This is a genomic window from Citrobacter sp. Cpa228, assembly GCF_030333085.1.
In the GTDB taxonomy this organism is placed as follows: Bacteria; Pseudomonadota; Gammaproteobacteria; order Enterobacterales; family Enterobacteriaceae; genus Citrobacter; species Citrobacter pasteurii.
Genome location: NZ_JAOWGQ010000053.1, coordinates 75,240 through 89,458, shown reverse-complemented (window position 1 = coordinate 89,458; position 14,219 = coordinate 75,240). Strand labels below are relative to the sequence as shown.

General features: G+C 51.7%; 10 protein-coding genes. 8 read left to right on the top strand and 2 right to left on the bottom strand.

Annotated features, from left to right (window positions below; translation table 11 throughout):
• Positions 1 to 69: 69 nt before the first annotated feature.
• The 4 genes from relA to eno all read left to right on the top strand — a co-directional run bounded on the left by relA (position 70) and on the right by eno (position 6,447).
• Positions 70 to 2,304, top strand: coding sequence for a GTP diphosphokinase (gene relA / locus OGX91_RS16515; RefSeq protein WP_005130916.1), 2,235 nt, complete (start codon positions 70 to 72; stop codon positions 2,302 to 2,304).
• Positions 2,305 to 2,408: 104 nt separating this feature from the next.
• Positions 2,409 to 3,200, top strand: a complete 792-nt coding sequence (gene mazG / locus OGX91_RS16510; protein ID WP_005130914.1) for a nucleoside triphosphate pyrophosphohydrolase — start codon at positions 2,409 to 2,411, stop codon at positions 3,198 to 3,200.
• A 224-nt stretch (positions 3,201 to 3,424) separates the two neighbouring features.
• Positions 3,425 to 5,062 (top strand): glutamine hydrolyzing CTP synthase, encoded by a 1,638-nt coding sequence (gene pyrG / locus OGX91_RS16505; protein ID WP_005130912.1) that lies wholly within the window; start codon positions 3,425 to 3,427, stop codon positions 5,060 to 5,062.
• A gap of 86 nt (positions 5,063 to 5,148) precedes the next feature.
• The gene (eno, locus tag OGX91_RS16500; RefSeq protein ID WP_005130911.1) at positions 5,149 to 6,447 is read left to right on the top strand and encodes a phosphopyruvate hydratase; all 1,299 of its coding nucleotides are present in this window, start codon (positions 5,149 to 5,151) and stop codon (positions 6,445 to 6,447) included.
• Positions 6,448 to 6,516: 69 nt separating this feature from the next.
• Here the strand turns inward: eno and OGX91_RS16495 are convergent, their stop codons facing one another.
• Positions 6,517 to 7,626: an SDR family oxidoreductase gene (locus tag OGX91_RS16495; protein WP_005130908.1), complete on the bottom strand. Its 1,110-nt coding sequence runs from the start codon at positions 7,624 to 7,626 to the stop codon at positions 6,517 to 6,519.
• Positions 7,627 to 8,054: 428 nt separating this feature from the next.
• Between OGX91_RS16495 and queE the strand changes: the two genes are divergently transcribed.
• Positions 8,055 to 8,726, top strand: a complete 672-nt coding sequence (queE, locus tag OGX91_RS16490; RefSeq protein WP_286626883.1) for a 7-carboxy-7-deazaguanine synthase QueE — start codon at positions 8,055 to 8,057, stop codon at positions 8,724 to 8,726.
• Between the two features lie 96 nt (positions 8,727 to 8,822).
• Here the strand turns inward: queE and queD are convergent, their stop codons facing one another.
• Positions 8,823 to 9,185: a 6-carboxytetrahydropterin synthase QueD gene (queD, locus tag OGX91_RS16485; RefSeq protein ID WP_005130904.1), complete on the bottom strand. Its 363-nt coding sequence runs from the start codon at positions 9,183 to 9,185 to the stop codon at positions 8,823 to 8,825.
• 304 nt (positions 9,186 to 9,489) lie between these two features.
• Here queD and cysJ point away from each other — a divergent pair, with 304 nt between their 5' ends.
• From cysJ to cysH, 3 genes are all read left to right on the top strand, one after another.
• Entirely contained in the window at positions 9,490 to 11,289 is a 1,800-nt protein-coding gene (gene cysJ, locus OGX91_RS16480; protein WP_155021772.1) for an NADPH-dependent assimilatory sulfite reductase flavoprotein subunit, read from the top strand.
• The gene (gene cysI, locus OGX91_RS16475; RefSeq protein ID WP_199947082.1) at positions 11,289 to 13,001 is read left to right on the top strand and encodes an assimilatory sulfite reductase (NADPH) hemoprotein subunit; all 1,713 of its coding nucleotides are present in this window, start codon (positions 11,289 to 11,291) and stop codon (positions 12,999 to 13,001) included. Before cysJ ends, cysI begins: the two co-directional genes overlap by 1 nt.
• 101 nt (positions 13,002 to 13,102) lie before the next feature.
• Positions 13,103 to 13,837, top strand: coding sequence for a phosphoadenosine phosphosulfate reductase (gene cysH / locus OGX91_RS16470; RefSeq protein ID WP_182289939.1), 735 nt, complete (start codon positions 13,103 to 13,105; stop codon positions 13,835 to 13,837).
• Positions 13,838 to 14,219 lie beyond the last annotated feature (382 nt).

Below are 14,219 nucleotides of genomic sequence, written 5' to 3'. Positions count from 1 at the left end.
AACGCAGCGTGAAAGACAATGGGTACGGCTTGTCGACTTCGACAGGCCATGCCCCTTAAGGAGAGGACGATGGTTGCGGTAAGAAGTGCACATATAAATAAAGCTGGTGAGTTTGATCCAAAGAAATGGATCGCGAGTCTTGGGATCTCCAGCCAGCAGTCGTGTGAACGCTTAGCCGAAACCTGGGCGTATTGCCTGCAGCAGACACAGGGTCATCCGGATGCGGATCTGCTGCTGTGGCGTGGCGTCGAAATGGTGGAAATACTCTCCATGCTGAGTATGGATATCGACACGCTACGAGCGGCGATGCTGTTCCCTCTGGCGGATGCCAATGTGGTGAGTGAAGACATCCTGCGCGAGAGCGTAGGCACGTCAATCGTTAACCTTATCCATGGTGTGCGCGATATGGCGGCAATACGCCAGCTAAAAGCCACGCATACCGACTCCGTCTCTTCCGAGCAGGTTGATAACGTTCGTCGCATGCTGCTGGCAATGGTCGACGACTTCCGCTGTGTGGTCATCAAGCTGGCGGAACGTATTGCCCATCTGCGAGAAGTGAAAGACGCGCCGGAAGATGAACGCGTACTGGCGGCAAAAGAGTGCACCAATATCTATGCCCCGCTGGCTAACCGATTAGGCATCGGGCAATTAAAATGGGAGCTGGAAGATTACTGCTTCCGCTACCTGCACCCAGCCGAATACAAACGCATTGCTAAACTGCTGCATGAACGTCGTATCGACAGGGAACACTATATCGACGAGTTTGTGGGGCATCTGCGTTCAGAGATGAAAACCGAAGGTGTAAAAGCCGAGGTGTACGGGCGTCCGAAGCATATTTACAGTATCTGGCGCAAAATGCAGAAAAAGCAGTTAGCTTTTGACGAACTGTTCGATGTGCGCGCGGTGCGTATCGTGGCTGAGCGTTTACAGGATTGCTATGCCGCGCTGGGGATTGTGCATACCCACTATCGCCATCTGCCTGATGAGTTCGATGACTACGTTGCCAATCCAAAGCCTAACGGTTACCAGTCAATCCATACGGTTGTTCTGGGGCCTGGTGGTAAAACCATTGAAATCCAGATCCGTACCAAACAGATGCACGAAGATGCCGAGCTGGGCGTTGCCGCACACTGGAAGTACAAAGAAGGTACCGCTTCAGGCGCTGCGCGTTCTGGTCATGAAGACCGCATTGCGTGGCTGCGTAAACTGATAGCCTGGCAGGAAGAGATGGCTGATTCCGGTGAAATGCTGGATGAAGTGCGTAGCCAGGTCTTTGACGACAGAGTTTACGTCTTTACGCCAAAAGGCGATGTTGTGGACTTACCGGCGGGCTCAACGCCGCTCGATTTTGCTTATCACATCCACAGTGATGTGGGGCATCGTTGCATTGGCGCGAAAATTGGCGGGCGCATCGTACCGTTTACCTATCAGCTGCAGATGGGCGATCAAATTGAAATCATCACCCAGAAACAGCCAAACCCAAGCCGTGACTGGCTGAATCCTAATCTGGGCTACGTGACGACCAGCCGGGGGCGCTCGAAGATCCACGCCTGGTTCCGTAAACAAGACCGGGACAAGAATATTCTGGCTGGTCGTCAGATCCTCGATGATGAACTGGCGCACCTGGGTATTAGCCTGAAAGAGGCTGAAAAACACCTGCTTCCGCGTTACAGCTTTAATGAGCTGGAAGAGCTGCTGGCGGCGATCGGCGGCGGCGACATCCGCCTCAACCAGATGGTCAACTTCCTGCAAGCGCAGTTTAATAAACCCAGCGCAGCTGAACAGGATGCCGCTGCGCTGAAACAACTTCAGCAGAAAACGCAGGCTCCGCAGAGTCGCCGTAAAGACGATGGTCGCGTGGTGGTAGAAGGGGTGGGTAACCTGATGCACCACATCGCGCGTTGCTGCCAGCCGATTCCAGGCGATGAAATTGTCGGGTTTATCACTCAGGGACGCGGCATTTCCGTGCACCGGGCGGATTGTGAACAGCTGAATGAACTACGCTCGCATGCACCGGAGCGTATTGTTGACGCGGTTTGGGGCGAAAGCTACTCGGCAGGATATTCGCTGGTGGTTCGCGTCCAGGCGAACGATCGTAGCGGTTTATTACGTGATATCACCACCATTCTCGCCAACGAGAAGGTAAACGTGCTGGGCGTTGCCAGCCGTAGCGATACCAAACAGCAGCTTGCCACCATCGATATGACCATCGAAATTTACAACTTACAGGTGCTCGGGCGCGTGCTCGGCAAACTGAACCAGGTGCCGGATGTGATCGACGCGCGTCGCTTGCACGGTAATTAACGACAATTTGTAGGCCTGATAAGACGCGTTTGCGTCGCCATCAGGCATTATTATTTGCCCGATGGAGCTCCGTTCATCGGGCCTGTTTTTTTCAGGACAATCCAATGAATCAAATCGATCGGCTGCTCGGTATTATGCAGCGCCTGCGCGACCCGGAAAACGGCTGTCCGTGGGATAAAGAGCAGACTTTCACCACTATTGCCCCTTACACCCTCGAAGAAACCTATGAAGTGCTGGACGCGATTGCGCGTGAAGACTTCGATGACCTGCGTGGAGAGCTGGGCGATCTGTTGTTCCAGGTGGTGTTTTACGCCCAGATGGCGCAGGAAGAAGGGCGCTTCGATTTTAATGACATCTGCGCCGCGATTAGCGATAAGCTCGAACGTCGGCATCCGCATGTATTTGCAGATGTTTCTGCCAGCACTAGTCGCGAAGTGCTAACCCGCTGGGAACAAATCAAAACCGAAGAACGTGCCGAGAAGTCACAACATTCCGCGCTGGACGATATTCCCCGTAGTTTACCGGCGCTAATGCGCGCTCAGAAAATCCAGAAACGTTGTTCCAATGTTGGTTTTGACTGGAAGACATTAGGACCGGTTGTCGACAAAGTTTATGAAGAGATTGACGAAGTCATGTTCGAGGCGAAGCAGGCTGTCGTTGATCAGGCTAAACTGGAGGAGGAAATGGGCGATCTGCTGTTTGCCACGGTCAATATGGCCCGTCATTTAGGGACAAAAGCAGAGACGGCATTGCAGAAAGCGAATGAAAAATTCGAGCGCCGTTTTCGTGAGGTTGAGCGAATTGTGGCAGCCCGAGGCCTGGAAATGACTGGTGTTGATCTGGAAACAATGGAAGAAGTCTGGCAACAGGTAAAACGACAGGAAATTGATCTCTAAGGGATTTCGTCGGTCAAGGGCGATTTGTGTGATTTTTTAAATAACAAGCGCTTGATTTACGTCAAAAACATTTACCCCAAAGGGGCTATTTTCTCACTCCCGATGTTAATGTGAGCCTGGTGAAGAGGAGGAATAATGAAAGTTTGTGGCGCTCGTCATGTTCGGGTATACTACTTTCCCGTCTTGGTAATTCCATCGTTTCACCCTAACTTCTCAGGTCCAGCATGACAACGAACTATATTTTTGTGACCGGCGGGGTCGTATCCTCTCTGGGAAAAGGCATTGCCGCAGCCTCCCTGGCAGCCATTCTTGAAGCCCGTGGCCTCAATGTGACCATGATGAAACTGGATCCGTACATCAACGTCGATCCAGGTACTATGAGCCCTATCCAACACGGGGAAGTGTTCGTTACCGAAGACGGCGCTGAAACCGACCTGGACCTGGGTCACTATGAGCGTTTCATCCGCACTAAAATGAGCCGCCGTAACAACTTCACCACGGGTCGTATCTACTCCGACGTTCTGCGTAAAGAACGCCGTGGTGACTATCTGGGCGCTACCGTTCAGGTCATTCCGCACATCACGAATGCCATTAAAGAGCGCGTTCTGGAAGGCGGTGAAGGTCATGATGTTGTTCTGGTCGAGATCGGCGGAACCGTTGGGGATATCGAATCTCTGCCGTTCCTTGAAGCGATTCGCCAGATGGCTGTAGAAATTGGCCGCGAGCACACGCTGTTTATGCATCTGACGCTGGTTCCGTACATGGCGGCGGCAGGTGAAGTCAAAACTAAACCGACTCAGCACTCTGTAAAAGAGCTGCTTTCTATCGGTATTCAGCCAGATATCCTGATTTGCCGCTCCGATCGCGCAGTTCCGGCTAATGAACGTGCAAAAATTGCATTGTTCTGTAACGTTCCGGAAAAAGCGGTGATTTCTCTGAAAGATGTCGATTCCATCTATAAAATTCCGGGCCTGTTGAAATCCCAGGGCCTTGACGATTATATTTGTAAACGATTCAGCTTGAACTGTCCGGAAGCGAATCTGTCAGAATGGGAACAGGTTATCTACGAAGAAGCGAATCCGGCAGGCGAAGTGACTATCGGTATGGTTGGCAAGTACATTGAACTGCCGGATGCCTATAAGTCAGTTATCGAAGCGCTGAAGCACGGTGGTCTGAAGAATCGTGTCACCGTCAACATCAAGCTGATTGATTCGCAAGATGTTGAAACGCGCGGTGTTGAGATCCTGAAAGGTCTTGATGCCATCCTAATCCCCGGCGGCTTCGGCTACCGTGGTGTTGAAGGGAAAATCGCGACAGCACGCTTTGCGCGTGAGAACAATATTCCTTATCTGGGCATTTGCCTGGGTATGCAGGTTGCGTTGATTGAGTTTGCTCGTAACGTCGTGGGAATGGACAACGCCAACTCCACAGAATTTGTGCCAGACTGTAAGTACCCAGTGGTGGCCCTGATTACTGAATGGCGTGATGAAGACGGCAATGTCGAAGTCCGTACCGAGAAGAGTGATCTGGGTGGCACAATGCGTCTTGGTGCGCAACAGTGTCAGCTGAGCGATGAGAGTCTGGTTCGTCAACTGTACGGTACACCGACGATTGTTGAACGCCATCGCCACCGCTACGAAGTCAACAATATGCTGTTGAAACAGATTGAAGCTGCGGGTCTGCGTGTTGCAGGCCGTTCCGGTGATGATCAGTTGGTCGAGATCATTGAGGTACCGAATCATCCGTGGTTCGTGGCCTGTCAGTTCCATCCGGAATTTACTTCCACGCCACGTGATGGGCACCCGCTGTTTGCCGGCTTTGTGAAAGCCGCCAGTGAACATCAGAAGCGTCAGGCGAAGTAAGAAGTAAAAAGTTAGAACGGCAATGCACCCATCAGGGTGCATTGTTTGTCTGGAGTTTTAGTTTAACTTGTACTGAGGAAAACCTAATGTCCAAAATCGTTAAAATCATCGGTCGTGAAATCATCGACTCCCGTGGTAACCCGACTGTTGAAGCCGAAGTACACCTGGAAGGTGGTTTCGTTGGTATGGCAGCAGCTCCGTCAGGTGCTTCTACTGGTTCCCGCGAAGCACTGGAACTGCGCGATGGCGACAAATCCCGTTTCATGGGTAAAGGCGTACTGAAAGCTGTTGCAGCTGTGAATGGCCCGATTGCTCAGGCTCTGCTGGGTAAAGATGCTAAAGATCAGGCTGGCATCGACAAGATCATGATCGATCTGGACGGTACTGAAAACAAATCCAACTTCGGTGCAAACGCCATCCTGGCCGTTTCTCTGGCTGCTGCTAAAGCTGCTGCTGCCGCTAAAGGCCTGCCGCTGTATGCTCACATCGCTGAACTGAACGGCACTCCGGGCAAATACTCCATGCCGGTTCCGATGATGAACATCATCAACGGTGGTGAGCACGCTGACAACAACGTCGACATCCAGGAATTCATGATTCAGCCTGTTGGCGCTAAAACCCTGAAAGAAGCTGTACGTATGGGTTCTGAAGTGTTCCACAACCTGGCTAAAGTTCTGAAAGCTAAAGGTATGAACACTGCAGTGGGTGACGAAGGCGGCTATGCGCCGAACCTGGGTTCCAACGCTGAAGCTCTGGCTGTAATCGCTGAAGCGGTTAAAGCAGCTGGCTACGAGCTGGGCAAAGACATCACCCTGGCGATGGACTGTGCAGCATCTGAATTCTACAAAGACGGTAAATACGTTCTGGCTGGCGAAGGCAACAAAGCATTCACCTCCGAAGAATTCACTCACTTCCTGGAAGAACTGACCAAACAGTACCCGATCGTGTCCATCGAAGATGGTCTGGACGAGTCTGACTGGGATGGTTTCGCATACCAGACTAAAGTACTGGGCGACAAAATCCAGCTGGTTGGTGACGACCTGTTCGTAACCAACACCAAGATCCTGAAAGAAGGCATCGAAAAAGGCATCGTTAACTCCATCCTGATCAAATTCAACCAGATCGGTTCTCTGACCGAAACTCTGGCTGCGATCAAAATGGCGAAAGACGCTGGCTACACTGCTGTCATCTCTCACCGTTCTGGCGAAACTGAAGATGCTACCATCGCTGACCTGGCTGTTGGTACCGCTGCAGGCCAGATCAAAACGGGTTCTATGAGCCGTTCTGACCGTGTTGCTAAGTACAACCAGCTGATTCGTATCGAAGAAGCTCTGGGTGAACAAGCACCGTACAATGGTCGTAAAGAGATCAAAGGTCAGGCGTAATCCTGTTCTTTCTCTGATTTAAAAATGCCAGCCTTCAGGCTGGCATTTTTTTGCCTGCACAATAGCAACCTATTTAAAGTCCACCGCCATTTGCTGTGGAATAGTCAGCCCACGTGTCGTCTGTACACAGCGCTCAATGTAATCGGTGAAACGCGGCGGCTTCGGCATCCCCATGCTGAGCAGCTTATCATTGCTGAATCGCACGTTCAGCGTAGCAAACGCGCCGTACAGACGCATGGCTTTCAGCATCAGCCGTTCGTTGCAGGGGCCAAAAATATTCTTCAGTTCGCGGCGCATTTTGACCAGCGTTTCATACCTGACCTGTGCGTATTTATTACCGACGGGAGCTTGTTCCAGCGCAGATGCCATCGCGCTATCAATATCTGCAAACCTCACGCTATTTTCTTCTCCGGCTGAGATGTGCACCACTTCACCGCGAGCGAGCGGACAGCTCAGTAACATCAGCAAGGCATCGGCGCAGTAATCAACCGGGATCACGTCAATACGGTCTTCCATCGAACACATAAATTTTTGTAACATCAGACCCATGCTGAATACCCAGAAAATACTGCTGGAGGGTTGGCAGCCATGATGAGTGTGGCCAACAACGATCGAAGGCCGCGCGATAACCAGTGGTAATGTTGGGCATTCCTGTTGCATCAGACGCTCTATCGTGGATTTAGAGTGCGTATACTCAACCAGGTGCTCAGCACGTTCGCAAAATTCTGCACTTTCTGCCACCAGTGAGTCGGGCTCTGGGGAGCATGACATCGCTGTACCAACGTGAAGAAAACGCTGCAGGCTGCCGACACAGGCCATTTTCTGGGCGAACTTCAGCGTTCCTGCGACATTTACTTTCCAGATAAGCGGGTTGTTGCCAAAAGAGGCGACGGCGGCACAGTTGATGACATGAGTAACCTGGTCCAGACGCGGGTCGTTAAGAAACGCTTCAGGTTCCACCAAATCACCCAACAGGATATTTCGCGGGCTAAGTGCGGCCAGTTTTTCTTCTGCAATATTGAATTTGCGCAGATTTTCCTTTATCCGTTCCAGCGCAGATACATCATTATCGCCACGAACTAAAAGCAGCAGATTAAATCCATTTGTCTGATTCAGAATGTTTTCTAAAACGGCTCCGCCCAAAAAACCGGTTGCGCCAGTAATTAATAGTGTATTCATGAATGCAGTCTCATCAGGGGGGGTGACTGGATTCTAGGCGCGGATAATTAAACGGAGATTAAATGGAAAATTAGCGTAACTTTAAGTTTCTTAAGCCTATTTTAATATAAAAAGATACCGCGGATCGAATTTGACTATGCGTGATGCTAATAAATTCATAATTTCATGTATCCGTTTGTACATGCTTGAAATATTTTACTTTTAAAATGTTTATACTATTTTTATAAGGTTATTATCAAAAATATTTTGTTACATCAAAACGCTGCCTTCATAGCTATGAAATTAAATCACAGCTATTCGAACATTGCAGGCGTAAACACGAGATCACGTTTCATGATTTTTAACTCACGGGACAGCGCAGCCGGGGGCAAGACCTGAGAGTGTAAATCTGCGATAATACGCGTTCATAACCCTAAACAGAGATGACTATGCAGTACCCGATTAACGAGATGTTCCAGACCCTGCAAGGTGAGGGTTACTTTACCGGCGTCCCCGCCATTTTTATTCGTTTACAGGGATGCCCGGTTGGCTGTGCCTGGTGCGATACCAAACACACCTGGGATAAGCTTGAGGATCGGGAAGTCTCCTTATATAGCATCCTGGCCAAGACGAAAGAGAGTGATAAATGGGGCGCGGCGAGCAGTGAAGAACTGCTGGCTGTTATTCAGCGCCAGGGCTATACCGCCCGTCATGTGGTGATAACCGGCGGTGAGCCCTGCATTCATGACCTGATGCCGCTGACTGACCTGCTGGAAAAGAACGGCTTTAGCTGCCAGATTGAAACCAGCGGCACCCACGAAGTGCGCTGTACGCCGAATACCTGGGTGACGGTATCACCGAAGGTGAATATGCGTGGCGGCTATGACGTACTGTCACAGGCGCTGGAACGAGCCAATGAAATCAAGCATCCGGTGGGTCGCGTTCGCGATATTGAAGCGCTGGATGAACTGCTGGCTACGTTAAGCGATGATAAACCACGCATTATTGCGCTGCAGCCAATCAGTCAGAAAGAAGATGCGACGCGTTTGTGTATTGATACCTGTATTGCGCGTAACTGGCGTTTGTCGATGCAGACGCATAAGTACCTGAATATTGCCTGATAAGTTTTGCCGGGGCGCTTCGCTTGCCCGGCCTACGCTTGTTAATAAGGTAGGCCGGGAGCAGACGCGGTGCGTCGCCATCCGGCAAGGTCGGGATCACTCTCCGCGATAAACGCAACCTGCTGTGCAGGTCTCTTTTACCATCACTGCGCTCAGCAGAGGAACAACCGGTTTTACCTGTTCCCAAATCCAGCGGGACAAGACTTCGCTGGTTGGGTTTTCAAGGCCCGGGATATCGTTCAGGTAGTAGTGATCAAGCCTGTCGTAAGTCGGCTTAAACGCCGCTTTTAATTCGGCAAAATCCATGATCCAACCGGTATGTGGATCGACTTCACCGGTAATTTCAAGACGCACCATAAATGAGTGACCATGCAGACGGCCACACTTGTGTCCTTCCGGCACGTGCGGCAGGTGGTGAGCGGCTTCGAAGGTGAAATCTTTAAACAAGGTGGTGGACATTATTTACTCTCAAGAATGCAAAAAACGCCGTAGGGTACCGTAAAGAGCAAATTTTATCATTAGTTAAAAGGGCGCTGGGTACCAGAACGACATATTTGTTAGGAGAATGTTTGATAATTATTTATATATCATACAGTTATTAAATCGCTTTTGCTGTTAATAACTATAACTAAAACAGGTTAGTCCATTTGGTTATTTGTTATTTCCATCCCTTCTTTAATTGTTACTATCCCCACCGTTAACCTTATCTTCAGTTTGGGTTTTATTGCTGAAATCCGCTTTGCTTACTGGAACATGACAACGCATGACGACACAGGCCCCACCTTCCACTCTGCTACCGCTAAACCCGGAGCAACTGGCACGCCTTCAGGCAGCCACGACCGACCTCACTCCCGCACAGCTCGCGTGGGTTTCTGGCTACTTCTGGGGCGTGCTGAATCAGCAGCCAGGAACGAATGCTGCAGCGCCTGCGCCTGCTGCTGAAATGCCCGGTATTACGCTTATCTCCGCTTCGCAAACTGGTAATGCGCGTCGTGTGGCGGAAGCCCTGCGCGATGATCTGATCGCTGCGAAGCTCAACGTCACTCTGATCAACGCTGGCGACTATAAATTCAAACAAATCGCCAATGAAAAATTGCTGATTGTGGTGGCGTCAACGCAAGGGGAAGGTGAACCGGCAGAAGAAGCCGTGGCGTTGCATAAATACTTGTTCTCTAAAAAAGCGCCGAAGCTTGAAAACACGGCCTTCGCCGTATTTGGCCTTGGCGATACGTCTTATGAATTTTTCTGCCAGTCAGGTAAAGACTTTGATGCGAAACTGGCAGAGTTGGGTGGTGAACGCCTGCTGGACCGCGTTGATGCTGATGTTGAGTATCAATCGGCGGCGGCAGAATGGCGTGCCCGCCTGGTTGATGTACTGAAGGCCCGCGCGCCTGTTGCACCGTCTGCACAGGCGGCAGCGAGCGGTGCGGTGAACGAGTTGCACACCAGTCCTTACACCAAAGAAGCACCGCTGAGTGCAACACTTGCGGTGAACCAGAAAATTACCGGTCGCGACTCACAAAAAGATGTACGCCATATCGAAATTGATCTCGGCGATTCTGGTCTGCGCTATCAGCCAGGCGACGCACTGGGGGTCTGGTATCAGAACGATCCAGCCCTGGTCAAAGAAATTGTGGAACTGCTGTGGCTGAAAGGTACTGAGCCGGTCACTGTTGAGGGCAAAACGCTGCCGCTCGCTGACGCGCTGGAGTGGCATTTCGAATTGACCGTCAATACGGCCAATATCGTGGAAAACTATGCCACCCTGACGCGCAGCGAAACGCTGTTGCCGTTGGTAGGCGATAAAGCACAATTACAGCATTACGCCGCCACCACGCCAATCGTTGATATGGTGCGTTTCTCCCCGGCGCAACTGGACGCTCAGGCGTTAGTTGATCTTCTGCGTCCGCTGACGCCACGGTTGTACTCCATTGCCTCATCCCAGGCGGAAGTGGAAAGCGAAGTACATATCACCGTTGGTGCCGTGCGTTTTGAGGTTGAAGGCCGTGCGCGTGCAGGCGGGGCCTCCGGCTTCCTTGCCGATCGCGTGGAAGAAGAGGGCGAAGTCCGCGTCTTCATCGAACATAACGACAACTTCCGCCTGCCAGAAAATCCGCAAACACCGGTAATTATGATCGGGCCAGGAACGGGGATTGCGCCGTTCCGCGCCTTTATGCAGCAACGTGCGGCAGACGGTGCAGAAGGGAAAAACTGGCTGTTTTTTGGTAACCCACACTTTACCGAAGATTTCCTGTATCAGGTGGAATGGCAGCGCTACGTGAAAGAGGGCGTGTTGAGCCGAATCGATCTGGCCTGGTCTCGCGATCAAAAAGAAAAAATCTACGTACAAGACAAACTGCGCGAACAGGGCGCGGAACTGTGGCGCTGGATTAACGACGGTGCGCACATTTATGTCTGCGGCGACGCCAATCGCATGGCGAAAGACGTTGAGCAGGCACTGCTGGAAGTGATTGCTGAATTCGGTGCAATGGACATCGAAGCGGCGGATGAATTTTTAAGTGAGCTGCGCGTTGAGCGCCGTTATCAGCGAGATGTCTACTAATGAGCGAAAAATACCCAGGGCCTTTAGTGGTCGAAGGCAAACTGACTGACGCCGAGCGCATGAAGCGTGAAAGTAATTTCCTGCGCGGCACCATCGCGGAAGACCTGAACGACGGCCTGACCGGCGGCTTCCACGGTGACAACTTCCTGCTGATCCGTTTTCACGGTATGTACCAGCAGGACGACCGCGATATTCGTGCCGAACGTGCGGAACAGAAGCTGGAGCCGCGTCATGCGATGCTGCTACGCTGCCGCCTGCCAGGGGGAGTCATCACCACCAAACAATGGCAGGCGATCGACAAGTTCGCCCATGACAACACCATTTACGGCAGCATTCGTCTGACCAACCGTCAGACCTTTCAGTTCCACGGCATTCTGAAGAAGAACGTGAAGCCGGTGCATCAGATGCTGCATTCAGTGGGGCTGGACGCGCTGGCGACCGCCAACGACATGAACCGTAACGTGCTGTGTACCTCCAATCCATATGAGTCGCAGCTGCATGCGGAAGCCTACGAGTGGGCGAAAAAGATCTCCGAACACTTGCTGCCGCGCACTCGCGCTTATGCTGAGATCTGGCTGGATCAGGAAAAAGTCGCGACGACGGATGAAGAGCCGATCCTCGGGGCGACCTATCTGCCGCGTAAGTTTAAAACCACAGTGGTGATCCCGCCGCAGAACGATATCGATCTGCACGCTAACGATATGAACTTCGTGGCGATTGCCGAAAACGGCAAGCTGGTAGGCTTTAACCTGCTGGTCGGCGGCGGTTTGTCGATTGAGCATGGCAACAAGAAAACCTACGCCCGTACGGCGAGTGAGTTTGGTTATCTGCCGCTGGAACACACCCTGGCGGTGGCGGAAGCGGTGGTCACGACCCAACGCGACTGGGGTAACCGTACCGATCGTAAAAACGCCAAAACCAAATACACGCTGGAGCGGGTAGGTGTCGAGACGTTTAAAGAGGAAGTTGAACGCCGGGCGGGGATCAAGTTTGAGCCGATCCGTCCGTACGAGTTCACCGGTCGTGGCGACAGGATCGGTTGGGTGAAGGGGATCGACAATAACTGGCACCTGACGCTGTTTATTGAAAACGGCCGTATTCTGGATTATCCGGGGCGTCCGCTGAAAACCGGCTTGCTGGAGATCGCGAGGATCCACAAAGGCGAGTTCCGTATCACGGCCAACCAGAACCTGATCATTGCCGGTGTCCCGGAGAGTGATAAGGCGAAGATTGAGAAGCTGGCACGCGATCATGGTCTGATGAATGCGGTAAAACCGCAGCGTGAAAACTCGATGGCCTGCGTGTCGTTCCCGACCTGTCCGCTGGCGATGGCTGAAGCCGAACGCTTCCTGCCATCGTTCACTGATAAAGTGGAAGCGATTCTGGAAAAACACGGCATTCCTGACGAACATATCGTGATGCGCGTCACCGGCTGCCCGAACGGCTGTGGCCGCGCGATGCTGGCGGAACTGGGCCTGGTGGGCAAAGCGCCGGGACGCTACAACGTGCATCTGGGCGGTAACCGCATGGGCACGCGCATCCCGCGTATGTATCGCGAAAATATTACGGAATCGGAAATTCTCGACGCCGTTGACGAACTGGTGGGGCGCTGGGCAAAAGAGCGCGAAGCGGGTGAAGGCTTCGGTGACTTTACGGTGCGTGCGGGCATCATTCGCCCGGTGCTCGATCCAGCGCGTGATTTCTGGGAATAACATGAATTGCCGGATGGCGCCATACATGCCTTATCCGGCCTACCGTCTGCGTAGGCCTGATAAGCGAAGCGCCATCAGGCAAGGCACACAGTGAGGAACTTATGTCCCAACTCGATCTAAACACGCTGAATGAACTGCCGAAAGTCGAACGCGTATTAGCTCTGGCAGAAACCAACGCCGAACTGGAAAAACTGAGTGCCGAGGATCGCGTGGCGTGGGCGCTGGAAAACCTGCCCGGCGAATATGTCCTTTCATCAAGTTTTGGCATTCAGGCGGCGGTCAGCCTGCATCTCGTGAACCAGGTTCGCCCGGATATCCCGGTGATCCTCACCGATACTGGCTATTTATTCCCGGAAACCTACCAGTTCATCGATGAATTAACGGACAGACTCAAGCTGAATCTCCAGATTTATCGCGCTAAAGAGAGCGCCGCCTGGCAGGAAGCACGTTACGGCAAACTGTGGGAACAGGGTGTCGAAGGCATTGAGAAATACAATGACATCAACAAAGTCGAACCGATGAACCGGGCGCTACAGGAACTCGATGCGCAAACCTGGTTTGCTGGTCTGCGTCGCGAACAGTCCGGCAGTCGTGCACATTTACCGGTATTGGCTATTCAGCGTGGCGTATTTAAAGTGCTGCCGATTATCGACTGGGACAACCGTACGGTATACCAGTATCTGCAAAAACACGGTCTGAAGTATCATCCGCTGTGGGATCAAGGCTACCTGTCAGTGGGTGATACCCACACGACGCGTAAATGGGAGCCGGGGATGGCGGAAGAAGAGACGCGGTTCTTTGGGCTGAAAAGAGAGTGCGGATTGCACGAAGGGTAACGGCTCTTTACTATATTCAACGCCTCCTGCTGTATAGCCGGGGGCGTTTTTATTTGCCAGCAACATTTCGCTATACAAATGGCATCTGCAGAAATAACCACATTAGGGATAAAATAACGTTGGCAGTTCGGAGTGAGCTGGTCCGAACCTCTCACCATCTTAGTGAAAGCTTGAGATACCCGATAAGTAGGTTTTTCGGTGGAATGTGAGAAGCATGGTAATGATTTTTTAGTCTTTTAAAATCAATGTGTTAATTTTTGCTTTTGAACTCTGAAAGTTGGTAGAAATTAAAGTGGTATAAAAATATAATGAATTCAATTGGTTATTTTTAGAGTGTTCCCCGCGCGAGCGGGGATAAACCTCCCGCTAAGCCCGATCCCTT

Coding starts and splice junctions, on each gene's coding strand:
- relA (WP_005130916.1), top strand. CDS start 70: ATGGTTGCGGTAAGAAGTGCACATATAAATAAAGCTGGTGAGTTTGAT.
- mazG (WP_005130914.1), top strand. CDS start 2,409: ATGAATCAAATCGATCGGCTGCTCGGTATTATGCAGCGCCTGCGCGAC.
- pyrG (WP_005130912.1), top strand. CDS start 3,425: ATGACAACGAACTATATTTTTGTGACCGGCGGGGTCGTATCCTCTCTG.
- eno (WP_005130911.1), top strand. CDS start 5,149: ATGTCCAAAATCGTTAAAATCATCGGTCGTGAAATCATCGACTCCCGT.
- OGX91_RS16495 (WP_005130908.1), bottom strand. CDS start 7,626: ATGAATACACTATTAATTACTGGCGCAACCGGTTTTTTGGGCGGAGCC.
- queE (WP_286626883.1), top strand. CDS start 8,055: ATGCAGTACCCGATTAACGAGATGTTCCAGACCCTGCAAGGTGAGGGT.
- queD (WP_005130904.1), bottom strand. CDS start 9,185: ATGTCCACCACCTTGTTTAAAGATTTCACCTTCGAAGCCGCTCACCAC.
- cysJ (WP_155021772.1), top strand. CDS start 9,490: ATGACGACACAGGCCCCACCTTCCACTCTGCTACCGCTAAACCCGGAG.
- cysI (WP_199947082.1), top strand. CDS start 11,289: ATGAGCGAAAAATACCCAGGGCCTTTAGTGGTCGAAGGCAAACTGACT.
- cysH (WP_182289939.1), top strand. CDS start 13,103: ATGTCCCAACTCGATCTAAACACGCTGAATGAACTGCCGAAAGTCGAA.